The organism is Bradyrhizobium sp. BR 1432, assembly GCF_051547705.1.
Taxonomy (GTDB): domain Bacteria; phylum Pseudomonadota; class Alphaproteobacteria; order Rhizobiales; family Xanthobacteraceae; genus Bradyrhizobium; species Bradyrhizobium zhanjiangense.
This window is the reverse complement of record NZ_JBPUGF010000003.1, coordinates 2,924,756-2,948,228: the sequence shown is the minus strand read 5'-3', so window position 1 is coordinate 2,948,228 and position 23,473 is coordinate 2,924,756. Positions and strand designations below refer to the sequence as shown.

Here is a 23,473-nt window from a genome sequence, read left to right as displayed (position 1 = left end):
CCTGATTTCATTTCGGCCTGCGAAAATAGCGTCCGCCCGTTCCCCGACAAGAGAGACGTGATGGCGTTCGGACTATTTCGGAAGCGTCTGCCGGAGATGGCTGCGCCCGCGGCAGCCCCGCAGCCGGTGGCCAATTTCGAGCCCGCCCCCGCCACGGACGGCGATTCCGCCAGGGAGATCCTGGAATTGCTGGAACTCGAGCTGGGCGCCATGATCCGCCAGCTCGAGCGCGCCGCCAATTCGGTGGCCGGCGGCGCCGAGGCGACCGCCGCAACCCTTGCCGCCATTCGCGACCGCACCGACGCCCTGACCGGCCGCACCAACGCGGCGCAATCGACCGCCTCCACCTTCGCCCATGCCGCCGACAAGTTCACGCAGTCCGCGCTGGGAATCGGGGCACAGGTCCGCGAGGCCGGCAAGCTCGCCGACGAGGCCAGCGCCGCGGCGCAGGAAGCCCGCGCCAACGTCGACCGCTTGCGCGAATCCTCCGCCGCCATCGGCAATGTCGTCAATCTGATCGCGCAGATCGCGCGGCAGACGACGCTGCTCGCGCTCAACTCGACCATCGAAGCCGCCCGTGCCGGCGCTGCGGGCAAGGGCTTCGCGGTCGTCGCCACCGAGGTCAAGGCCCTCGCGGTGCAGACTCAGAGCGCGACCGAAGAGATCACCCGGAAGATCGACGCGCTCCAGCGCGACGCCGCCGGCTCCGCGGATGCGGTGCATCGCATCTCGCAGGCGATCGAGGCGATCCGCCCGGTGTTCGCGACCGTCAACGGCGCGGTCGCCGAGCAGAACGCCACCACCAGCGAAGTCTCCGGCAATGCGACAAGCGCGTCGGAATTCATCGTCTCGGTCGGCGAGAGCGCGGCCGAGATCGATGCCGCGACCAAGGCGGCCGAGACCCATGGCGAGAACGTCGCCAGCGCCGGACGCGCCGTCACCACTTTCGCGCAGAAGCTGAAATCGCGCTGCGCCGTGCTGCTCCGCCAGAGCGAGCACGACGACCGCCGCAAGACCGAGCGCTTGCCCTGCCATCTCAAGTTCGAAACCGCGCGCGGCGTGATGCCGGTCTATGAAATCGCGATGGACGGCGTGCTGATCGGCAGCGCAGACGCAGGCCGGCTTGCGCCACAAGCGCTGATCGAAGGCATCCTCGAACACGTCGGCGCCTGCCGCCTGCGCGTGGTCGAGCAATCCAAGGCCGGCGCCCGCGCGCAATTCGTCAATCCCAATACCGAGCTCCGCGAGAAGATCGAAGACAGGTTGTGGTCGATCCATGAGGAGAACACGGAGTTCGTCACCCGCGCCATGGAAGCCGGCAACACGCTGACCAGGATATTCGAGCAGGCGGTCGCGCGCGGCGAGGTCAGGATCGACGACCTCTTCGACACCGATTATGTGGAAATTGCCGCGACCAATCCGCAGCAATATCGCACGAAGTATCTCGACTGGGCGGACCGGGCGCTGCCGCCGTTCCAGGAAGCCTTTCTGGCGAAGGAGCCGCGCATGGCGTTCTGCGCCATGGTCGACCGCAACGGCTTCCTGCCGGTACACAACAAGATCTATTCGCATCCGCAGCAGCCGGGCGATGTCGCCTGGAACACGGCCAACAGCCGCAACCGGCGGATATTCAACGATCCGGCCGGATTGGCCGCGGCGCGCAACCTGCGCTCGTACCTGGTCCAGAGCTATGCACGCGACATGGGCAACGGGAACACGGTGATGATGCGGGAGATCGACGTCCCGATCCGCGTGCAGGGCCGGCACTCGGGTGGATTCCGCACTGCTTACAAGCTCTAGGGCGTGATCGGAAAAGTTGTGCAGCCGTCTTTCTACAAGACCATGCTCCAACCAAAGAATTAAGGCGAATTGGCCCTCGTGCACGCTCAGGCAAGACGGCGGCGGCGAATCATCCCTTAAAGTCATCATTGGAATGGGAATGCCGCCGCGAGCCGGCGAACGGCTCTGACTGGAGGATTCATCGAACATGTCCGTCGCACAAGTTGCAGTCATGGACACCGGCTCCAACCGGACGCTGGCCGAACGGCTGATCGACCAGCTCGCCGATCGCATCGGCGGCCTCGGCGTGGAGCTCGCCGACATCGCCGGTAATGTCCAGGAAGTCGCAAACCGCGTCGCGAACCAGTCGGAACGGTTCCACCACCTCCAGAAGACGGCCGAGACGATGGTCTCGGCCAATCACGACATCGCCAATGCATCGCAGGCGGTGCAGACGACGACGTCCGCGGCGGTCGGCGAGATCGTGCAGTCGCGCAGCGCAGTCGACACCGCCGTCAGCCACATTTCCGAGCTCGTCGCCGCGGTGGAGCGTATCGAAGCACGCTTGAGTGCCGTCGGCTCGGCGCTGGCGCAGGTGGCGAAGGTATCAGGCTCGATCGAGGCGATCGCGAAACAGACCAATCTGCTCGCGCTGAATGCCACCATCGAAGCGGCGCGCGCCGGCAATGCCGGCCGCGGCTTCGCCGTGGTCGCGAGCGAAGTGAAGAACCTCGCGGAAGCCACTCGCCAGGCCACACATCAGATCTCCGACACCGTGCGCGACCTCGACGGCCAGATCGAGGGCCTGATCGGCGAGAGCAGCGACGCCTCGCAGCGCGCGAAGACCGCAGGCGAAGGTGCCCAGCAGATCTCCGGCATCATCTCACGCGTCCAGCAGGGCTTTGCCTCCGTGGAAGCGGAGATCGACAGCGTCACACGCGCGGCGACCTCCAATCTCGGACATTGCGACACCGTCATCAGCGAGCTCAACGAGCTCGCCAAGGGCGTCGATCTGTCCTCGCGCGATCTCAAGAACGCCGACGAGCGGGTCGCAAAGCTGCTCGACACTTCCGAAGGCCTGATCGCGCTGATCGCCGACAGCGGGGTGGAGACGTCGGATGCGCCGCTGATCCGCGTCGTCGTCGAGACCGCCAAGCGAATCTCCGCCGAGTTCGAAGCTGCGATCGATCGCGGCGATATCACGCTCGACCAGCTCATGGACGAGACGTACCGCGAAATTCCCGGCACCGATCCGAAACAATACCTCACCAAATACGTCGAGTTCACCGATCGCTTGCTGCCCGCGATCCAGGATCCGATTCAGAAATCCGATCCCCGCATCGTGTTCTGCGTCGCCTGGGCCAAGGGCGGCTATCTGCCGACCCATAATCCGAACTACCGTCTGCCGCAGGGCAAGGACCCGGTCTGGAACAACGCCAATTGCCGCAATCGCCGCCTGTTCACCGATCGCGCGGTGAAGAAGGTCGCGGCGAACACCAAGCCGTTCCTGCTCCAGACCTACCGCCGCGACATGGGCGGCGGGCAGTTCGTGCTGATGAAGGATCTGTCCTCGCCGATCATGGTCCGAGGCAAGCACTGGGGCGCCTTCCGGATGGGTTTTCACCAGAGCTGACGGCCCGCGAGGCGCCTTGCGCGACGGCGCTCCGGTGCCCTCAAATCAAAAGCTGAAAAACAACCCCATGCACAGTAGCCGGGACCAGCGAAATCAAAGGCTTACGCGAGCAGGCCCGAAGAAGCGGCGACGCGGTTGACGCGTCGGGCAAAACAGGGGCATAATGCGATTATTCCGAAATCGCGCAATTGCGCCTTTTGCGGCCTCGTGGGAGACGGTCGCGTAGCCGGCTGCGACCCCATTCATCTCGCGCGGAGAGCCCTCACACGCTCGCACATGACCTTAATGCTAACGTTGCGCAGGCCAAGCGGAGAAGATCCTGCAATCAGAAGCCGAATTGCTCTGAGTTACAAGCCAAGCGCGATCTCGGCCCATTTCAACATGCGGTCGCTATTGAGGAACGCCAGCACCGCCGGTTCCAGTGACGCGGGCGCGCCCGGTCCAACCAAAGCCGTGGCGGCCACCATGTCGCAGCGCTGATTGAAGGCGAGTGAGAGCGCGTTGCGATTTCCCTCGACGCGATAGGGCCGGCTGCGGCCGCGCATCGGACCGACGATGATCTCTCGACCGGCACCGATCGGCGTTGCCTTGCCAATCAGCGCCAGGTCGCCCATTTTGTCGAGGTCGTCATCGTCGGCGACGCCGGTGGCGCAATTGCAAAACCCGAGCTTGGCGCGAACGTAGAGCTGGACCTCGCCGCCGCAATCCTCGGCTTTGCAGCGGAATGCCTTTCCTTTCCCCAGGGATCTGCGCTGAAAGGCCAGTCGGTTTCTGACCACACCGGGCGGACCTCGCCGAGTGCCGCTGTAGCGCGTGCCGGTTCGCCGGATCGCAATGTCCAGACCGCAGCGACTGCGCAGAGCAGTGCGGTGGCTACGCCGATCGCAACGAATTTGCTTGTCACGCGCATGAAGCTGCCACGGCACTTTTGTTAATTCTCAGCCATTTTGCTAATTCTGAGCCATGAACTTTCGTGCGGCCGCGAGGTCCTCGCGCGAGGAGTCGCCATTGCGCGCCATGTCGACGACTTTCGCGTAGTACTGACGTGCCTTCACGGCGTCACCCGCTTTCTCGGCGGCGTGAGCGGCGCCGATCGTCGCGCCAAAGCGGTTCGGCTCCTTGCGCATGGTGCTTTCAAACGCGGCCAATGCCTCCGTCGCCATGCTGCGTTCGAGCAGCATGGTCCCGTAAAGCTCGCGTGCCGGAGCAAGCGGTCCCGGCGTCACGATGGATTTTTCGGTCTTGTCTTCGGCGTCGGCGGCAAGGCGCATCGCTTCCAACGCGTCCGCCTGTTTTCCCTGGGCATTGAGCTGCCAGGCTGTGGCGACCTGCCGCTGAATGTCGACGATCTCGGCCCAATACGCATCCTTGTCCTGCTGCAGCTTGTCCCGCAGCTCCGCCAGCTTGGCGATATCAGCCGTCGCGGCGTCTGCATTGCCGGAGCGCGCGGCGCCAAGGGCGCGGGCGAAATAGGTGATCGCATCGACATAGGCAAACCGGCTCGGCTCAACCTTCAGCGCGGCGGCGCCCTTCCAATCGCCGCGCTCGACCATATAGCGCGCCTGGCTGGCCGCTATCGCGTAGGGACCGGCGCGGACGGCCGGCGCATAACCCGTGGTCGCAACCATGTCCGCGATGACGTCGCGAGCTCGGCTGTCCTGCGCAAGCTGGAGCAGGGCGTAGACCATATAGTCGTCGGCATGCAGCTGCTCGCTGGGGTCCTTGCCCTCCTTGGCAGCCTTGGCGGAACGGCTATTGGCCTCGATGGATTCGTTCCAGTAGCCGACGCGCGTGAAGATGTGCGACGGCATATGCAAAGCGTGCGGCGCCGCCGGCGCGATCTCGGAATAGCGCTTGGCAGCGTCGAGACCTTGCTCGGCGATCGCCGGATAGTCGTAGAGGTGGATCAGGTAATGCGCGACGCCGGGGTGGCGCGGCTGCCGCTTGAAGATCGGCTCCAGGATGGCAGCGCCCTTGAGCTGGTTAGCATAGGTCTTGTCGTTTGGTGAGGCCGTGACATTCAGCGTAATGGCGTAGGCGATCTGCGCCTCGTCATCATCGGGATAGCGCGCGGCGACGGCTTCGGTTGCCTTGAGATAGGCCTGCGCGCGTTGGCCAAACGTCGTCTTTTCGTCGCCCGAATAGAAGGCCAGCAGCGCATCGATATAGTCGCGTTCGCGTTCGCTCTTGGCGCCGAGTGCCTTGGCCTTCTGCAGCGCGGCGAGGCCCGCGGTGAGGTTTTCCTTCGGCGCGGGAAAATGCGGATTATACAGCAGGCTCAGGGCAATCCCCCAATAGGCGATCGCGCATTCCGGATCGGCCTGCAACGTCTCCTCGAAAATCTCTTTCGCGGGCCGGTACCAGAACGAGTGCTGATAGCGCATCCCGCGGTCAAAGCGGCGCTGCGCCAATTCGTTGCAGGAGGTCTGGAAGTGAACCTTGCCAAACTGCTCGTCGGTCCCGTCCTCCGCGCGTGCGGCAGGCGTGGCAGAGATCGAGCCCAGGATAGTGAGGGTAAGAAGAGAGACGGTTCTCAAGGCGAGCGCGCGCATCGGCCCCTCCGTTTCTATTCAGAAAATTGAGTCGGATAGCGCCGATAAAGTCCGAGGCGCCGAAGTTCGTAGTGCTGAAATTGGCGATGGCAATTGCGTTGTTGGAAGGATTTGCCCATTCGCGATGCGAGTCAATAGGAGCGGACAAATTGCATTAGGGAAGCACGCCTGTCAGGCTCCATCCGCGCGTGAGCGAAATCGTAAGGCGGATAGCGAAGCGTAGTCGCCATTTCACGGACGCCGATCTGCCGCCGGAATATTGGCAGACGCTCCTCGGCGATCCACGCGCTGAGGCCTGGTCACTCCGGAGGCACGCAGACCTCATACGAAGTGCAGCGCAAGTCTATGAGTACGCGCCCTAACTCAACCAGAATTTCGGCGTGGTCGGCTCGAGCCTGCCGCCGACGCGCACCGGCGCGATCCGCAATGCGAGGCCCGTCGCGTCATCCGTCTCCACGGCGACGGCGCTCAACGTCGCCGTCCCCGCGGCCGGCTCGAAGCGACCCGAGGGAATCCCCGAGGTGAATCTGCGCAGCGGCTCTTCCTTCTGCATGCCGATGATGGAATCGTAATCGCCGGTCATGCCGGCATCGGTCATGTAGGCGGTGCCGCCTGACAGGATCTGGTGGTCGGCGGTGGGCACGTGGGTGTGTGTGCCGACGACGAGGCTGGCGCGGCCGTCGCAGAAGAAGCCGATGCCCTGCTTCTCGCTGGACGCCTCGCAATGGAAGTCGACGACGATGGCATCGGCCGCGACGCCGAGCGGGCAGGCGCCGAGTTCGCGCTCCAGCGCCGCGAAGGGATCGTCGAACGGGGTCATGAAGACGCGCCCCAAAGCGTTGACGACGAGCGCATGCTTGCCGTTCTTGGTCTCGATCAGCGCGGCGCCGCGGCCCGGCGTGCCGCGCGGATAGTTCGCCGGCCGCACCAGGCGCTCGGCGCGCTCGATGAAAACCAAGGCTTCACGCTGGTCCCAGGAGTGATTGCCGAGCGTCACCGCATCGGCGCCGGCGTCGAGAAACTCCTGATAGATCGCTTCCGTGATGCCGAAGCCGCCGGCGGCATTCTCGCCGTTGACGACGACCAAATCGAGCGACCAGTCCTTGACCATGCCGGGCAGATGGTCGGCGATGGCGGTGCGTCCCGCACGGCCGACGACGTCACCCACGAAGAGAATGCGCAACTTCAGAACTCCGGAAATCGAACACGTCCGATTCCGTTAGCACATAATCCAGCGCGACGTCGTGCGATAGTGCCGGAACCGCCTCGATCTCCTGCGCTGCAAAGGCAAGCCCGATCCCGACGATATGCTTGGTTTTGCGCAAATGCGCGAAGGTGAAATCGTAATGCCCAGCACCATAGCCGATCCGGTGGCCGAGACGGTCGAAGGCGGCGAGCGGCGTCAGCATGATGTCGGGGATGATTTCGCTTGCTGCCGGCGACGGCTCGGGAATGCCGAGCGGGCCGAGCATCAGGCGATCGTTCGGATGAAACAGACGAAAGATCAGCGACTGGCCGCGCGCGGTGACGCAAGGCAGCGCCAGCTTTGCGCCTTCCTCGGCGAGCTTTCTCATCAGTGGTAGCGGATCGATCTCGCTGCGGATCGGCGAATAGCCGGAGACGATGCTGCCGGGCAGGAGCTTGAACGGCAGCCCGCGCTTGGCGAGCTTTGCAGCGGCGGTGGTGCGCTTCTTCTCGCTCAGCGCCTCGCGCGCCGCCAGCGCTTTGGCACGGAGTTCGGCTTTGGAGTTGGACATGCGCTTTGGTCCCCCACGTCATCACCCGCGAATGCGGGTGATCCAGTATTCCAGAGGCGGTGATGCTCACACTCGAACGCCGCGGCGTACTGGATGCCCCGGTCAAGCCGGGGCATGACACCTACTGAACTGGCCGCAGTAATTTCGACAGACACGAACCAGAAGCAAACAGTGCGAAGCCGCGTACGCCGTTGAAGCACTCGATCCCGGAGTTCCCTACGAAAGTAGGTGGGCACCATATGTCCGGGCCCACGGGCCCGGCCAGGGACAGTTCCCTAAAGGATCGATAAGGCCCCGGGGATATATGGCTCCTGACGCACGTCGCAGCCTCGCTCGCGCAATCTAACAACGATACTGACGAATTGCCAGCCCGGCGGCAGCCTCGCTTTCGCCGCCCTCACGGTGCCACCCTCCCCTGGAGGGGGAGGGTCGCTACGCATGCAGCTGAGCGAAATGCGTAGCGGGGTGGGGTGGCGGTCACTCAACCTCCAACAGCGTCCGTGTGGAGAGATCACCCCACCCCGCTCGCGCTACGCGCGATCGACCCTCCCCCTCCAGGGGAGGGTAAGGCGCGCGGACACATCGAGCAAACCAGCTGCGATCCGTAGACGCTACCCGATCGCGATGCCGTTGCCGACGGTGCGGTTCAGGATCTGGGTCGACTTCTCGATGCGTTCGGCGGCGGCGTTCAGCGCGTTCACCACTGCGGTCTGTGTCATCCGGGCGCGCTCGACGGCGGCGTTGCGGAAATCCCTGAGCTCGGTCAACTCCTGCTCCAGGGTGCGGACGCGGTTGCCGATGTCGACCAGCTCGTCGCACACCGTCAGCGCCGCCATCACGGTGAGCCGTGCATCGCCGATCTCGCCGAATTTTCCGCGCAGCGACTGGATGCGCGTCTCCAGGCTTTCGGCGAGCTTGAGCAGCCGCACCTCCTGGCCCTCCTCGCAGGCCATGCGGTATTGCCGGCCGTTGATGGTGACGTTGATGTGGCTCATCCGTCCTCTCCGGTATCGAGCACCGAACGTATCGTGACGATTGCGGAATCCAGCCGGTCGGAGATCTCACGATTGGTGCGCTCGAGCTTGCGCGCCTTCACCAGCGCGCCGTCGAGCTCGTCGGCAAGGCGCGAGCGGTCGGCGCCGAGCGCCTGAATCCGTGCCGCGAGCTCGTTCTCGTCGCGATCGGCATCGCGCCGCCGCTCCACCGCGCTTTCGAGCGCGTCGAGCGCAGCCGTGAGCCTGCGGGTCGCGATCTCGATCTCGACGGCGGATGACTCCGTCATGGCAGAGCTGTTGGACACGCGATCGTTCATGCAGTCAGCGGCGGAACCTATGGCCTTTCCCCAGTGGCCTTATTCCTGGGGCTCGCCGTCCGGCAAAAGACTCGGTTCGGCAAGCGGTTAGAAGCAGAAATTTACGTGGCAAGCTAGCCCAGCGCAACGTCGCCGCGAAACTATGCACCGATAAGCAATTTTTGCGGCCAAACCGGCGTTTGATTGCCTTGGACTCCCGAAACCGAGATGCTATCCAGCCCCAGCTCCCGTGGCCGCTAGGCTCGACCCCGCGCGGCGTGCACGGCCATCAAGCACCTCATTTCAGACGGATTTTCATCATGATGCAGTTCGATGCCACCCGTATGGCGAATACGCAGGTCGATCACACCCGTATGGCCAACGCGATCCGCGGGCTCTCGATGGACGCCGTCGAGAAGGCCAAATCGGGCCATCCGGGCCTGCCGATGGGTGCGGCCGACATCGCCACGGTGCTGTTCACGCAGTTCCTGAAATTCGACGCTGCCGCGCCCGCCTGGCCCGATCGCGACCGCTTCGTGCTCTCGGCCGGCCACGGCTCGATGCTGCTCTATTCGCTGCTGTACCTGACCGGCAATTCCGAGATGACGCTGGACCAGATCAAGCAGTTCCGCCAGGTCGACTCGCTCACCCCGGGACACCCCGAGAATTTCCGCACCAAAGGCATCGAGACCACCACCGGCCCGCTCGGCCAGGGCATCTCCACCGCGGTCGGCATGGCACTGGCCGAGAAGATGCTGGCCGCCGAGTTCGGCAAGAAGATCGTCGACCACCACACTTATGTGCTCGCCTCCGACGGCGACCTGATGGAAGGCGTGTCGCAGGAAGCGATCGCGATGGCCGGGCACTGGAAGCTCAACAAGTTGATCGTGCTCTACGACGACAACGGCATCTCGATCGACGGCCCGACCTCGCTCGCCGATTCCGTCGACCAGGTGAAGCGCTTCAAGTCCGCGGGCTGGGCCGCCGAGAAGATCGACGGCCAAGACAAGGTTGCAATTGCTGATGCCATCACGCGCGCGAAGAAATCGAACAAGCCGACGCTGATCGCCTGCCGCACCACCATCGGTTTCGGCGCGCCGCATAAGGCCGGCACGTCGAAGGTGCACGGCGAGGCGTTAGGGGCCGACGAGCTCAAGGCCGCCAAGGAAAATCTCGGCATCTCGCTCGAGCCGTTCTCCGTGCCTGATGACGTGCTGAAGGCGTGGCGCGCAGCCGGCAGCCGCGGCGCTGTGGCGCGGCTGGAATGGGAAGGACGGCTTGGTGAGCTCGGCAGCCGCAAGCGTGCCGAGTTCGAGCGCCGCCTGCGCCATGAGCGTCCGGCGTCGCTGGCGAAGGCGCTGCGCGCGCACAAGAAGGAACTGCTGGAGAAGCCGCTGACGGCCGCAACCCGCAAATCGTCGGAAGCGGCGATCGAGGCGATTGCGGCCGCGATGCCGATGGAATTCCTGGCCGGCTCCGCCGACCTCACCGGCTCCAACAACAACAAGGCGAAGTCGGCGACCGCCTTCTCCGCCAAGACGCCGAAGGGCCGCTTCATCCATTACGGCATCCGCGAGCACGGCATGGCCGCCGCGATGAACGGCATCTTCCTGCACGGCGGCTTCGCGCCGAACGGCGCGACCTTCCTGGTGTTCACCGACTACGCCCGGCCCGCGATGCGCCTTGCCGCGCTGATGGGCTCCGGCGTCGTCTATGTGATGACGCACGATTCCATCGGTCTCGGCGAAGACGGTCCGACCCATCAGCCGGTCGAGCATCTCGCCGCGCTTCGCGCCATTCCCAACATGCGCGTGTTCCGTCCCTGCGATGCCATCGAGGTCGCCGAGTGCTGGGAGCTCGCGCTCAACCGCATCGACGGGCCGACCGTGCTGGCGCTGACGCGCCAGAACCTGCCGCAGCTCCGCACCACCGCACCGAATGACAATCCCTGCGCAGCCGGCGCCTATGAGCTGGTCGCAGCCCAGGGCGAAGCCAAGGTGACGCTGTTCGCCTCCGGCTCCGAGGTCGAGATCGCGGTCGCCGCCCAGAAGCAGCTCGCCGAGCGCGGCATCGCGTCACGGGTGGTTTCTGTTCCTTCGCTCGAGCTGTTGTTAGCGCAACCAGAGGCGAAACGCGCCGCAATCATCGGTAACGCACCGGTGAAGATTGCGATCGAGGCCGCCGTGCGTTGGGGCTGGGATGCCGTGATCGGCCAGGATGGCGAATTCATCGGCATGCATTCCTTCGGCGAAAGCGGTCCTGCCAAGGAGCTTTACAAGCATTTCGGCATTACTACCGAGGCCACGGTTAACGCTGTGCTGAAGCGCGTTTCCTGAGAGTTGAGCTTGCCGCAAAAAAGGACTACGTAATCTCTCATATGATCACGCACCGCCCGGCCGAACCGGGCGCCCGCCCCTAAAAAACCCTCGCAGGCGCGCAAAGCGCGTTGTGCGGGATGACAACGGTCATTGAAGGAGACGAAACATGGCAGTCCGCGTCGCAATTAACGGTTTTGGTCGCATCGGCCGCAATGTGCTGCGGGCTATCGCCGAGTTAGGCCGCAAGGACATCGTGGTCGTCGGCATCAACGACCTCGGCCCGGTCGAGACCAACGCCCATCTGCTCCGTTTCGATAGCGTCCATGGCCGTTTCCCTGGCACCGTCACCGTCGACGGTGAACTCGATCAGCCTCGGCAGCGGCAAGATCAAGGTGACCGCCGAGCGCGATCCTTCGAAGCTGCCTTGGAAGGATCTCGGCGTCGATGTCGCGCTGGAATGCACCGGCATCTTCACCTCGAAGGACAAGGCCTCCGCGCATCTGACCGCCGGCGCCAAGCGCGTGCTGGTCTCCGCGCCCGCCGACGGCGCCGATGCCACCATCGTCTACGGCGTCAACCACGACACGCTGACCAAGGACCATCTGGTCGTCTCCAACGGCTCCTGCACCACCAACTGCCTCGCGCCGGTCGCCAAGGTGCTGAACGATCTCGTCGGCATCGAGACCGGCTTCATGACCACGATCCATGCCTATACCGGCGACCAGCCGACGCTGGACACGCTGCACAAGGATCTCTACCGCGGCCGTGCGGCTGCGATGTCGATGATCCCGACCTCGACCGGCGCCGCCAAGGCGATCGGCCTCGTGCTGCCCGAGCTGAAGGGCAAGCTCGACGGCGTCGCGATCCGCGTGCCGACGCCGAACGTCTCGGTCGTGGACCTCAAGATCGTCGCCAAGCGCGCCACCGACGCCAAGGAGGTCAACGCGGCGATGAAGCGCGCCTCCGAGCAGCAGCTCAAGGGCATCCTCGGCTACACCAGCGCGCCCAACGTCTCGATCGACTTCAACCACGATCCGCACTCCTCGACCTTCCACGAGGACCAGACCAAGGTGCAGAACGGCACGCTGGTGCGCGTGATGTCCTGGTACGACAACGAGTGGGGCTTCTCGAACCGCATGGCGGACACCGCCGTCGCGATCGCGAAGGTGATCTAAGGGGAGCGCAATGCTTCCTGCCTGGATTGGCATCCCTGGCGCCATATTGCTGATCGCGTTGATCGCGTACGGTATGCGCCAGGGAGGCAAGATAACGACCAGGCAGGAAGGCGATCCACCCGAGCGCGATGCGCCGTAGCGTCGCCAGCTAACGAGTGATTCAGGACATGGCCAAATTCCGCACCCTCGACGACGTCGACGTGAAGGGCAAACGCGTATTGCTGCGTGTCGACCTCAACGTACCCATGGAGAATGGGCGCGTCAGTGACGCAACGCGGCTCGAGCGCGTTGCACCGACCATCAGCGAGATCTCCGACAAGGGCGGCAAGGTCATCCTGCTCGCGCATTTCGGCCGGCCGAAGGGCCGCGATGCCAAGGACTCGCTCAAGCCCGTCGCGGAAGCGCTGTCCAAGGTCGTGAAGAAGCCCGTCGCCTTCGCGGACGATTGCGTCGGCGAGCCTGCGGCCACGGCCGTCGCCGGCTTGAAGGATGGCGACATCCTCTGCCTGGAAAACACCCGCTTCCACAAGGAAGAGGAAAAGAACGATCCGGCCTTCGTCGCGGAGCTGGCAAAGCTCGGCGACATCTGGGTCAATGACGCCTTCTCGGCCGCGCATCGCGCCCATGCTTCGACCGAGGGCCTCGGCCACAAGCTGCCTGCCTATGCCGGCCGCACCATGCAGGCCGAGCTCGACGCGCTGGAGAAGGCGCTGGGCTCGCCGACCAAGCCGGTCATCGCGATCATCGGCGGCGCAAAAGTCTCGACCAAGATCGATCTGCTCGAAAACCTCGTGAACAAGGTCGACGCGCTCGTGATCGGCGGCGGCATGGCCAACACCTTCCTGCACGCCCAGGGCGTTGCGGTCGGCAAGTCGCTGGCCGAGAAGGATCTCGCCGCCACCGCGCTGCGCATCATGGAGAAGGCGAGCGCCGCCAACTGCGCGATCATCCTCCCCGTCGACGCCACCGTCGCCTACCATTTCGCCGCCAACGCGCCGTCGCACGCCTATGGGCTCGACGCGATCCCCGCCGACGGCATGATCCTCGACGTCGGCCCGCAATCGGTCGCGCGCGTCCACGCCGCGATCGACGACGCCGCGACGCTGGTCTGGAACGGACCGCTCGGGGCCTTCGAGATGCAGCCGTTCGATCGCGGCACGGTCGCGGCCGCCAGGCACGCCGCCGAGCGCACCAAGGACAAGAAGCTGATCTCGATCGCCGGTGGCGGCGACACCGTCGCCGCGCTCAACCAGGCCGGCGTCGCCGGCAGTTTCACCTATGTCTCGACCGCCGGTGGCGCGTTCCTTGAATGGATGGAAGGCAAGCCCTTGCCCGGCGTCGAGGTGCTGCGCGTCAGTTAAGCTTAAGTCGGCAAACATTGAGCGGCCTTGCAGGCCCAAACGGGAGAAAAAGACAGATGGCTCGGATCACGTTACGTCAATTGCTCGACCACGCGGCGGAGAACGATTACGGCGTACCGGCCTTCAATATCAACAACATGGAGCAGGCGCTGGCGATCATGGACGCGGCCAACCAGGTCGACGCGCCCGTCATCATCCAGGCCTCGCGCGGTGCGCGCTCCTACGCCAACGACGTCATGCTCAAGCACATGATGGACGCGGTGACCGAGATCTATCCGCATATTCCGGTCTGCGTGCATCTCGACCACGGCAACGAGCCGGCGACCTGCATGACCGCGATCCAGTCCGGCTTCACCTCGGTGATGATGGACGGCTCGCTCAAGGCCGACGGCAAGACCCCCGGCGACTGGGGCTACAATGTCGGCGTCACCAAGACCGTGACCGACATGGCCCATCTCGGCGGCATCTCGGTGGAAGGCGAACTCGGCGTGCTCGGCTCGCTCGAGACCGGCATGGGCGACAAGGAAGACGGCCACGGTGCCGAAGGCAAGCTCAGCCACGACCAGCTGCTGACCAATCCGGACGAGGCGGTGAAGTTCGTGCTGGAGACCAGGGTCGACGCGCTTGCGATCGCGATGGGCACCTCGCACGGTGCCTACAAGTTCACCCGCAAGCCCGACGGCGACATCCTCGCCATGAACGTGATCGAGGAGATCCACCGCAAGCTGCCGAACACGCATCTCGTGATGCATGGTTCGTCCTCGGTGCCGCAGGACCTCCAGGACATCATCAACGCCTATGGCGGCAAGATGAAGCCGACCTGGGGCGTCCCGGTCGCCGAGATCCAGCGCGGCATCAAGAACGGCGTGCGCAAGATCAACATCGACACCGACAACCGCATGGCGATGACTGGCCAGATCCGGAAAGTGCTCAAGGACAATCCGGAAGAGTTCGATCCGCGCAAGTACCTGAAGCCGGCGATGGAGGCGATGACCAAGCTGTGCAAGCAGCGGCTCCAGGAGTTCAATACCGCCGGCCAGGCCTCGAAGATCAAGAAGGTCCTGACCACCGCCGAAATGGCCAAGCGCTACGCCAAGGGCGAGCTCGACCCCCGCGTCGCATAGCTATCGCGGTGGCGTGATCTATCTTCCCCTGCCTCCGCGAACTCGGATCACCTCTCCCCATTGGGGAGAGGTCGATTTGCGCAAGCAAATCGGGTGAGGGCTCAGGTCCCTCGATAGGGCGCCCCCCCCACCCGGCGCTTCGCGCCGACCTCTCCCTATGGGAGAGGTGTGGACCCAACCGCCTCCCCCCTTTACCCTGCGACGAACGTTAACTCGGCAATTGCCCGAGAACGGTCTATTTTCACGGGCAAGGGCAGAATTGTTTTGGGAGGACCTCTCGATGAATCTGACTGAGCTCAACAGGATCGCGACTGCCATGGTCGCCCCCGGCAAGGGCATCCTCGCCGCCGACGAATCCTCCGGCACCATCAAGAAGCGCTTCGACGCGATCGGCGTCGAATTGACCGAAGCGAACCGCCGCGACTATCGCGAGATGCTGTTCCGCTCCAGGGAGGCCATGAGCCAGTATATCTCCGGGGTGATCCTCTATGACGAGACGATCTGGCAGGATGCCAAGGACGGCACGCCGCTGATCAGGCTGATCGAGGAGACCGGCGCCATTCCCGGCATCAAGGTCGACGAAGGCACCCAAGCCCTGCCGATGTGCCCGGGCGAGCTCGTGACCGTCGGGCTCGATAAGCTCGCTGAACGGTTGAAGAAATATTACGAGCGCGGCGCGCGCTTCGCCAAATGGCGCGCGGTGATCGACATCGGTAGCGGCATTCCCTCGATGACGGCGATCAGCGTCAACGCGCACGCGCTGGCGCGCTATGCCGCGCTGTGCCAGGCCGCGCAGATTGTGCCGATCGTCGAGCCGGAGGTGCTGATGGATGGTGATCACGACATCGAGCGCTGCTATGAGGTGACGCAACGCGTGCTCAACAAGACGTTCCAGGAATTGCGCGAGCAGCGCGTCGCGCTCGAAGGCATGGTGCTGAAGCCGAACATGGCGATCTCAGGCAAGAAGTGCGCGAAGCAGGCTTCCGTCGAGGGAGTCGCGGAGAAGACGATCCGGCTGCTGAAGGCCTGCGTGCCGGCGGCGGTGCCGGGCATCGCCTTCCTCTCCGGCGGCCAGTCCGACGAGGAGGCGACCGCGCATCTCAACGCCATGCACAAGCTCGGCCCGCTGCCCTGGGGCCTGACCTTCTCCTACGGCCGCGCGCTGCAAGCCGCGCCGCAGAAGGCCTGGTCCGGCAAGGCCGAGAACGTCGCGGCCGGACAGCGTGCCTTCAGCCACCGCGCGCGGATGAACGGCCTCGCGTCCAAGGGCGAATGGCAAAGCAGCCTGGAAAAGAAAGCAGCCTAGATCTTGTCGAACAAACCGCCACCGCCGCGCCCGGCGCCGCGTCTCTATCTCGCGACGCCGGTCGTCGATGACCCCGCTTCTCTTGTGGCCGAGCTGCCTGCGCTGCTCGCCTCTGCCGATGTCGCGGCCGTGCTGCTGCGGCTGAAGGAGACCGACCAGCGCACGATGATCTCGCGCATCAAGGCCTTCGCGCCGCCGGTGCAGAAGGCGGGCGCCGCGCTGCTGATCGACGGCCATGCCGAACTGGTGGCGCGCGGCGGCGCCGATGGTGCGCATCTCACGGGCCTCGCCGCGCTGGAAGAGGCGGTGCCCTCGCTCAAGCCGGATCGCATTGCCGGCGTCGGCGGGCTCGCCACGCGCCACGATTCCATGAGCGCGGGCGAGATGGGCGCCGACTACGTGCTGTTCGGCGAGCCCGACGCCAACGGCCAGCGGCCGTCGTCGCAGGCGATCGCCGAGCGGCTGGACTGGTGGGCCGAGCTGTTCGAGCCGCCCTGCGTCGGCTTTGCCACCTCGCTCGAGGAGGCCTACGATTTCGCCGCCAGCGGCGCCGATTTCGTGCTGGCCGGCGAGTTCATCTGGGCCGATCCGCGCGGGCCCAAGGCCGCGCTGGTCGAGGCCGATGCTGCAATCAAGAAGGCCCATGCGACGGCGCCGGCTGGCCAGGAGCACGGCTAGCGCCCGACATGAAGCTCCCGCGCATCACCATTTTGGCCACGCTGCTGCTGACGGCGCCCGCGGCCGCGCAGCTCCAGATCACCCCGCCGGCCACAACGCCGAGCCCGCCCGCCGAGAAGCCGAAGCCCAAGCCGCACGCGCTCACCAACAAGAAGGAGGCCGCACCGGCGCCGAAGCCTTCGGCCTCGCCCAAGCCGGCCCCCTCCTCCAAGCCGGCCCCGGCCGCGACCGTGATCCCCGCGCCGCCGACCGACAATTCCAACGTCGATCTGGTGTTCGGCGCCTATCAGCGCGGCCAGTACAAGACGGCGTTCGAGCTCGCCACCGCCCGCGCGCAAGGAGGCGATCCCAAGGCAATGACCATGCTCGGCGAGCTCTATTCCAACGCCATGGGCATCCGCCGCGACTATGCCAAGGCGCAGGAATGGTACAAGCGCGCTGCGGATGCCGGTGACCGCGAGGCGATGTTCGCGCTCGCCATGCTGCGCATGTCGGGCCGCGGCGGCCCGGTCGACAAGGGCGAAGCGGTGAAACTGATGGCCTCCGCCGCCAAGCTGGGCGAGCCCAAGGCGGCCTATAACCTCGCTCTGCTTTACCTGGACGGCCAGACCCTGCCGCAGGACGTCAAGCGGTCCGCCGAGCTGTTGCGCCAGGCCGCCGATGCCGGCCTGCCCGAGGCGCAATACGCGCTTGCGACCTTCTACAAGGAGGGCACCGGCGTGCCAAAGGATCCCGAGCGATCGGTGCGGCTGCTCCAGGCCGCCACGCTGGCCGACAATGTCGATGCCGAGGTCGAATACGCCATCGCGCTGTTCAACGGCACCGGGACGCCGAAGAACCAGCCGGCCGCTGTGGCGTTGCTCCGCAAGGCATCGCGCCAGGGCAGCGCGATCGCGCAGAACCGGCTGGCCTGGGTGCTGATCAACGGCATGGGCACGGCCGTGGACAAGGTCGAGGGCTTCAAATGGCACCTGGTGGCCAAGACCGCCGGCAAAGGCGACCCGGAGCTCGACAAGCAATTGTCCGATCTGCCGGCCGAGGACCGGGCCAAGGCGGAAGCCGCCGCAAAGAAATGGCTCGGGACCAAATGACTTGACCTTGGCGCCCTCGCAGGGCACCCCATCCCTCAAACAGGCGTGATTTCGCGCCATTTCCCCCGATCAAGACAGAGCTCATGCTGTACTCCGCAACTATCAATGTCATGGTCAAGGCCGCGCGCCGCGCCGGCCGCAGCCTCAAGCGCGATCTCGGCGAGATCGAGCATCTCCAGGTTTCGCTGAAGGGCCCGGCGAATTTCGTCTCGCTCGCCGACAAGCGCGCCGAGGAGATCCTCTACCAGGACCTCGCCAAGGCCCGGCCCGGCTACGGCTTCATCGGCGAAGAGGGCGGCACCCGCGAAGGCAGCGACAAGAGCCACACCTGGATCGTCGATCCCCTGGATGGCACCACCAACTTCCTGCACGGCATCCCGCAATTCGCGATCTCGATCGGCCTCGCGCGCGAGGGCACCGTGATCGCGGGCGTAATCTACAACCCCGCCAATGACGAGCTCTACATCGCCGAGCGCGGTAAGGGCGCCTTCCTCAACGACCAGCGGCTGCGCGTGGCCGGCCGCCGCCAGCTCAACGAATGCGTGGTGGCCTGCGGCCTGCCCCATATCGGCCGCGGCGACCACGAGGAATTTCGCCGCGAGATGACGGCGATCCAGGACCGCGTCGCGGGCCTGCGCCGCTTCGGCGCCGCCTCGCTCGACCTCGCCTTCGTCGCCGCCGGCCGCCTCGACGGCGATTCGGGAGCGGAATCTGTCGCCCTGGGACATCGCGGCCGGCCAGATCATGGTGAAGGAAGCCGGCGGCACAGTGAGCGACATCAACACGCCCGGCGATGCGCTGGCGACGGGGCACGTGGTGTGCGGCAACGAGTTCGTGCACGGAGAGTTGGTGAAGATTTTGCGGAAGGCGGCGTAAGGCAAGGCTCGCGCTCCGCATGCCGCTGTCATCACCCGCCTTGTGCGCAATTGCGCACTGGAGCGGGTGATCCAGTATTCCAGAGACATCAGTTGGATACGGAGATGCCGCGGCGTACTGGATGCCCCGCCTGCGCGGGGCATGACAGTGTGCCCTACGGCTTCACCGGCGCCGGCGGCCCGTAGGCCTCGTCTTCCTTCGCCATCTTCGGCTCCCGATCCCCGCCCAGCACGCGCTGCACCGAGACGAAGAACACCGGCACCATCAAGAGCGCCAGGATCACCACCGCGATCATACCGCCCATCACAACACTGCCGAGCGCCTGCTGGCTGGCGCCGCCGGCGCCGTGGGCGATCGCCATCGGCAGCACGCCGCAGATGAAGGCAAGGCCGGTCATCAGGATCGGGCGGAAGCGCAGGCGGCAGGCCTCGATGGTGGCTTCCACCAGCGGCTTGCCTTCCTTGCGCAGATCTTTCGCGAACTCGATGATCAGGATCGCGTCCTTTGCCGCGAGGCCGATGATGGTGATCAGGCCGACGGTGAAATAGACGTCGTTGGGCAGGCCCCGCAGCATCGCCGCGCTCACTGCCCCGACGATGCCGAGCGGTACGGTCAGCAGCACCGCGAGCGGAATGGTCCAGCTTTCATAGAGTGCGGCAAGGCACAGGAACACCACGAACACCGACAGCGCCAGCAGGAACGGCGCCTGCGAGCCCGAGAGCTTCTCCTGGAGCGACTGCCCCGTCCATTCATAGCCGAAGCCGCGCGGCAATTTGCCGGCGAGCCGCTCCATCTCGGCGATCGCGTCGCCCGAGGTGAAGCCGGGTTTCGCTTCGCCGGAGATGCGCACCGCCGGATAGTAGTTGAAGCCGGCGATCTGGGTCGGCCCGCGCGCCCATTCCACCGTGGCAAAGGACGAGAACGGCACCAGCTGGCCGCGGCTGTTCTTGACGTTGTAGTTGAGGATGTCCTCGGTCCGCATGCGGTCGCGGCTATCTGCCTGCACCACGACGCGCTGCATGCGGCCGCGGTTCGGGAAGTCGTTGATGTAGTTCGAGCCGAGATTGGTCGAGATCGTGTTGTTGATGTCCTCGAAGGTGACGCCGAAGGCGCCGGCCTTCTCGCGGTCGATCACGAGATTGACCACGCCGGCCTCGGGCAGGCCTTCGATATAGACCTTCTGCAGCACCGGGCTCGCATTGGCCTCCGCGATCAGCTGATCGGCGGCGCGCATGAGCGCCGGATAGCCCTTCTGGCCGCGGTCCTGGAGGCGGAACGAGAAGCCCGAGGAATTGCCGAGATTGTCGATCGGCGGCGGCTGGAGGGCTGAGATCTTGGCATCGCGGATCGAGGACAGATCGCGGTTGATGTCGTTGACGATCGCCGCGGCCGAATCCTTCGGTCCGCGCTCGGACCAGTCCTTCAAGGTGATGAAGGCCTGCGCGGTGTTCATGCCCTGGCCGGAGAAGCTGAAGCCGGTGAGGAAAGTGACGTTGTCGACACCGGGCCGCTGCGCCAGGTATTTTTCCACCTTCTCGATCACCGCCTCGGTGCGGGCATAGGACGAATCCGACGGCGTCTGCACGTCGGTGGTGACGAAGCCCTGATCGTCGACGGGCAGGAAGCCGCCAGGCAGGTTGACGAAGGCCCAGGACAGGCCGACCAGCAACGCGACATAGACCAGCATCAGGCGGCCGGTGCGCTTCAGCGAGAAGCCGACGGTTCGGGAATAGCCCTCCTTGCCGCCTTCGAGCATGCGGTTGAACCAGCCGAACACGCCCTTCCCGGCGTGGCCGTGACCGGCGGCGACAGGCTTGAGCAGGGTCGCGCACAGCGCCGGCGTCAGCGACAGCGCCAGGAAGGCGGAGAAGCCGATCGCCGCGACCATGGTCACGGAGAACTGGCGGTAGATGATGCCGACCGAGCCCGGGAAGAACGCCATCGGCACGAACACCGCCATCAGCACCAAGGTGATACCGATGATGGCGCCGGTGATCTGCGACATCGCCTTGCGGGTCGCTTCCTTCGGCGGCAGGCCTTCCTCGGCCATGATGCGCTCGACGTTCTCGACCACGACGATGGCGTCGTCGACGAGGATGCCGACCGCGAGCACCATGCCGAACATCGAGAGCATGTTGATGGAGTAGCCGGCGAGCAGCAGCGTGGAACAGGCCCCCAACAGCGCCACCGGCACCACAATGGTCGGAATGATGGTGTAGCGGATGTTCTGGAGGAACAAGAACATCACCACGAACACCAGCACCACGGCCTCGACCAGCGTCGACAGCACCTTCTTAATCGAAGCCTCGACCACGGGCGTGATGTTGTAGGGGATCTCGTAGGTGATGTTGGCCGGGAAGAAGCGCGACAGCTCCTTCATCTTCTCTTCGACGGCACTCGCGGTCGCCAGCGCATTGCCGGTGGGCGACATCAGCACGGACAGACCGGCAGTCGGCTTGCCGTCGAGGCGCGTGTTGAACTGGTAGCTGAGTCCGCCGACCTCGATGCGCGCGACGTCGCGCAGGCGCACGGTCGAACCGTCGGCGTTGGCGCGCAGGATGATGGCACCGAACTCGTCCGGGGACGAGAGCTGGCCTTTGACCAGCACCAGCGAGGAGGTGCGTTGGCTCGACGTCGACGGCTCGGCGCCGATGCTGCCCGAGGCGACCTGCGCGTTCTGCGCGGCGATGGCCTTGTCGACGTCGTCGGCGGTCAGCCCATAGCCGACCAGCTTGGCCGGATCGACCCAGACGCGCAAGCTGCGCTCGGTCGAGTAGAGCGTGGCGCGGCCGACGCCGGGAATGCGGCGGATCTCGCCGAGCACGTTGCGGATCATGAAGTCGCCGAGGCCGACCTCATCGAGGCTGCCGTCGGTCGAGTTCAGTGTGATGATCTGAAGCACCGCGCTGGAGGCTTCCTCGATCAGGATGCCCTGCTGCATCACCGCGCGCGGCAGGCGCGCCTCGACGCGCTTGATGCGGTTCTGCACCTCGACCGAGGCGGCGCTGGTATCGGTGCCCGGCTGGAAGTTGGCGATGATCTCGACCTGGCCGAGCGAATCGCTGGTCGATTCGAAATTGAGGATGCCGGAGGCGCCGTTGAGCTCCTCCTCGATCAGCCGCGTGACGCTGTTGTAGAGGTTTTCCGGCGAGGCGCCGGGATAGCTGGTCGAGACCGAGATCGAGGGCGGCGCGATGATCGGATATTGCGCGATCGGCAGCAGCGGAACCGCAATCGCACCGATCAAGCAGATGAATAGCGCAACCACCCAGGCAAAGATCGGCCTGTCGATGAAGAAACTCGGCATGGCGCGTTACCGCGTGAGCTTCTGGGCGTGCCGGTTGTCCGCAGTCGCGTCCGCCTCCGACCATGATTGCGGTTTGACCTTGTCGCCGGCCGCGAATTTCTGGAAGCCTTCGACCACGACCTTGTCACCGGCCTTCAGGCCTTCGGTGATGAACCAGAATCCGTCCTGCACCGAACCGGTGCGCACGGCCTGCACCGCGATGTGGTTGTCGTCCTTGACGACGAAGACCTCGCTGCCGCCGCCGCCATTGCGCTGAATCGCCTGCTGCGGCACCGCGATCGCGTCGGCGTCCAGACCCTGGTCGATGCGGACGCGGACATACATGCCCGGCAGGAGCTCGCGCTTGGGATTGCGGAATTCGCCGCGCAGTGTCACCTGGCCGGTGTGGGCATCGACCTTGGCGTCGGAGAACAGCAGCTTGCCGTCGAGCGAATAGGTGGTGTTGTCATCGAGCACGAGTCGCACCTTGGCGGCGTCGGGCGCGATACGCTCGAGATCGCCGGTTTCGAAGGCGCGGCGGAGCTGGTTGAGCTCGGTCACCGATTGGGTGAAGTCGGCATAGATCGGATCGAGCTGCTGGATGCTGGCGAGATTGGTCTCGTTCTGCACAACGAGCGCGCCTTCGCTGACCAGCGCCGCACCGACGACACCGTCGATCGGCGCGCGCACGGTAGCGTAATCGAGATTGAGTTTTGCGCGCGCGAGGTCCGCCTTGCGTCCCTCGACCTCGGCCTGGGCCTGCCGCTCGGCGGCGATGGCCTTTTCGTTCTCGGCTTCCGGCGCGGCGCGATCCTTGGTGAGCGTGGCGATGCGGCGTGCCTGCTGGTGCGCCTGCATCGCAGCAGCTTCGGCCTTGGCGACCGCGGCCTCGTTGGCCAACACCTCGACCTCGAACGGGCGAGGATCGATGCGGTAGAGCGGATCGCCCGCCTTCACCTCGCTGCCCTGGCGGAACAGGCGCTCGACCACGATGCCGGAGACGCGCGGCCGCACGTCGGAGACGCGCGTCGGCGCGATACGGCCCGGCAGCTCCCGCACCACGGCGCGCGGCTGCGGCTTGATGACGACGATGCTGACGTCAGGGTCGGACGGCGGAGCGGCGGATACGGCGGAGCTGGACTCGTCGCAGCCCACCAGCAGCGGCGCTAAGGCCGCGAGCATCATTGCAACGCATGCCGATCGCGCACGAAGTCCAGACATGAAGTGAGTTCGCCCCGATTTTGTT

General features: G+C 65.2%; 16 protein-coding genes, 1 other RNA gene and 2 pseudogenes. 10 read left to right on the top strand and 9 right to left on the bottom strand.

The genetic code is table 11. The features are described 5' to 3' along the window. The first annotated feature begins 60 nt into the window (after window positions 1-60). Window positions 61-1,800 (top strand): methyl-accepting chemotaxis protein, encoded by a 1,740-nt coding sequence (locus ACSKB8_RS14010; protein ID WP_438104704.1) that lies wholly within the window; start codon window positions 61-63, stop codon window positions 1,798-1,800. A 187-nt stretch (window positions 1,801-1,987) separates the two neighbouring features. Continuing rightward, window positions 1,988-3,412 (top strand): methyl-accepting chemotaxis protein, encoded by a 1,425-nt coding sequence (locus ACSKB8_RS14005; RefSeq protein ID WP_438104702.1) that lies wholly within the window; start codon window positions 1,988-1,990, stop codon window positions 3,410-3,412. Window positions 3,413-3,759: 347 nt separating this feature from the next. On the opposite strand, the gene ACSKB8_RS14000 is transcribed toward ACSKB8_RS14005, so the two are convergent. The 7 genes from ACSKB8_RS14000 to ACSKB8_RS13970 form a co-directional block, all read right to left on the bottom strand. After that, complete coding sequence (locus ACSKB8_RS14000; RefSeq protein ID WP_438104700.1) at window positions 3,760-4,191, bottom strand: hypothetical protein; 432 nt, start codon at window positions 4,189-4,191, stop codon at window positions 3,760-3,762. A 171-nt stretch (window positions 4,192-4,362) separates the two neighbouring features. Then, window positions 4,363-5,964, bottom strand: a complete 1,602-nt coding sequence (locus ACSKB8_RS13995) for a hypothetical protein (RefSeq protein WP_438104698.1) — start codon at window positions 5,962-5,964, stop codon at window positions 4,363-4,365. 358 nt (window positions 5,965-6,322) lie between these two features. Beyond that, the gene (locus tag ACSKB8_RS13990; protein WP_370990542.1) at window positions 6,323-7,147 is read right to left on the bottom strand and encodes a TIGR00282 family metallophosphoesterase; all 825 of its coding nucleotides are present in this window, start codon (window positions 7,145-7,147) and stop codon (window positions 6,323-6,325) included. Next, window positions 7,125-7,721, bottom strand: a complete 597-nt coding sequence (locus ACSKB8_RS13985) for a 5-formyltetrahydrofolate cyclo-ligase (protein ID WP_438104696.1) — start codon at window positions 7,719-7,721, stop codon at window positions 7,125-7,127. Before ACSKB8_RS13985 ends, ACSKB8_RS13990 begins: the two co-directional genes overlap by 23 nt. A 172-nt stretch (window positions 7,722-7,893) precedes the next feature. Beyond that, window positions 7,894-8,054, bottom strand: a non-coding RNA gene (gene ssrS / locus ACSKB8_RS13980) — 6S RNA. A 278-nt stretch (window positions 8,055-8,332) separates the two neighbouring features. Then, complete coding sequence (locus tag ACSKB8_RS13975; RefSeq protein WP_091881461.1) at window positions 8,333-8,716, bottom strand: cell division protein ZapA; 384 nt, start codon at window positions 8,714-8,716, stop codon at window positions 8,333-8,335. Next, on the bottom strand, window positions 8,713-9,033 hold the full coding sequence (locus ACSKB8_RS13970) for a DUF4164 domain-containing protein (RefSeq protein WP_014439722.1): 321 nt from the start codon (window positions 9,031-9,033) through the stop codon (window positions 8,713-8,715). The genes ACSKB8_RS13975 and ACSKB8_RS13970 overlap by 4 nt, the downstream gene beginning before the upstream one ends. A gap of 299 nt (window positions 9,034-9,332) precedes the next feature. Here ACSKB8_RS13970 and tkt point away from each other — a divergent pair, with 299 nt between their 5' ends. The 8 genes and pseudogenes from tkt (at window position 9,333) to ACSKB8_RS13930 (ending at window position 18,941) form a co-directional block, all read left to right on the top strand. Beyond that, window positions 9,333-11,348, top strand: coding sequence for a transketolase (tkt, locus tag ACSKB8_RS13965; protein WP_370990539.1), 2,016 nt, complete (start codon window positions 9,333-9,335; stop codon window positions 11,346-11,348). A gap of 148 nt (window positions 11,349-11,496) precedes the next feature. Next, a pseudogene (gene gap, locus ACSKB8_RS13960) lies at window positions 11,497-12,505 on the top strand (type I glyceraldehyde-3-phosphate dehydrogenase). A 167-nt stretch (window positions 12,506-12,672) separates the two neighbouring features. Next, window positions 12,673-13,866, top strand: coding sequence for a phosphoglycerate kinase (locus tag ACSKB8_RS13955; protein ID WP_438104693.1), 1,194 nt, complete (start codon window positions 12,673-12,675; stop codon window positions 13,864-13,866). A 56-nt stretch (window positions 13,867-13,922) separates the two neighbouring features. Then, a complete protein-coding gene (gene fba / locus ACSKB8_RS13950) occupies window positions 13,923-14,990 on the top strand; it encodes a class II fructose-bisphosphate aldolase (protein WP_438104692.1) in 1,068 nt (355 codons plus the stop codon). Window positions 14,991-15,270: 280 nt separating this feature from the next. Further along, window positions 15,271-16,296: a class I fructose-bisphosphate aldolase gene (locus tag ACSKB8_RS13945; RefSeq protein WP_438104690.1), complete on the top strand. Its 1,026-nt coding sequence runs from the start codon at window positions 15,271-15,273 to the stop codon at window positions 16,294-16,296. Between the two features lie 3 nt (window positions 16,297-16,299). Then, complete coding sequence (locus tag ACSKB8_RS13940; RefSeq protein WP_438104688.1) at window positions 16,300-16,974, top strand: thiamine phosphate synthase; 675 nt, start codon at window positions 16,300-16,302, stop codon at window positions 16,972-16,974. Between the two features lie 8 nt (window positions 16,975-16,982). After that, window positions 16,983-18,065 carry an HcpA family protein gene (locus tag ACSKB8_RS13935; RefSeq protein ID WP_438104686.1) on the top strand — a complete coding sequence of 361 codons (1,083 nt, stop codon included), beginning with the start codon at window positions 16,983-16,985 and terminating at the stop codon, window positions 18,063-18,065. 83 nt (window positions 18,066-18,148) lie between these two features. Continuing rightward, window positions 18,149-18,941, top strand: a pseudogene (locus ACSKB8_RS13930) (inositol monophosphatase family protein). A 154-nt stretch (window positions 18,942-19,095) separates the two neighbouring features. On the opposite strand, the gene ACSKB8_RS13925 reads toward ACSKB8_RS13930, so the two are convergent. Both ACSKB8_RS13925 and ACSKB8_RS13920 read right to left on the bottom strand, forming a co-directional pair. Next, window positions 19,096-22,248 carry a multidrug efflux RND transporter permease subunit gene (locus ACSKB8_RS13925; RefSeq protein ID WP_438104685.1) on the bottom strand — a complete coding sequence of 1,051 codons (3,153 nt, stop codon included), beginning with the start codon at window positions 22,246-22,248 and terminating at the stop codon, window positions 19,096-19,098. 6 nt (window positions 22,249-22,254) lie between these two features. Beyond that, window positions 22,255-23,448 carry an efflux RND transporter periplasmic adaptor subunit gene (locus tag ACSKB8_RS13920; RefSeq protein ID WP_128936579.1) on the bottom strand — a complete coding sequence of 398 codons (1,194 nt, stop codon included), beginning with the start codon at window positions 23,446-23,448 and terminating at the stop codon, window positions 22,255-22,257. Window positions 23,449-23,473 lie beyond the last annotated feature (25 nt).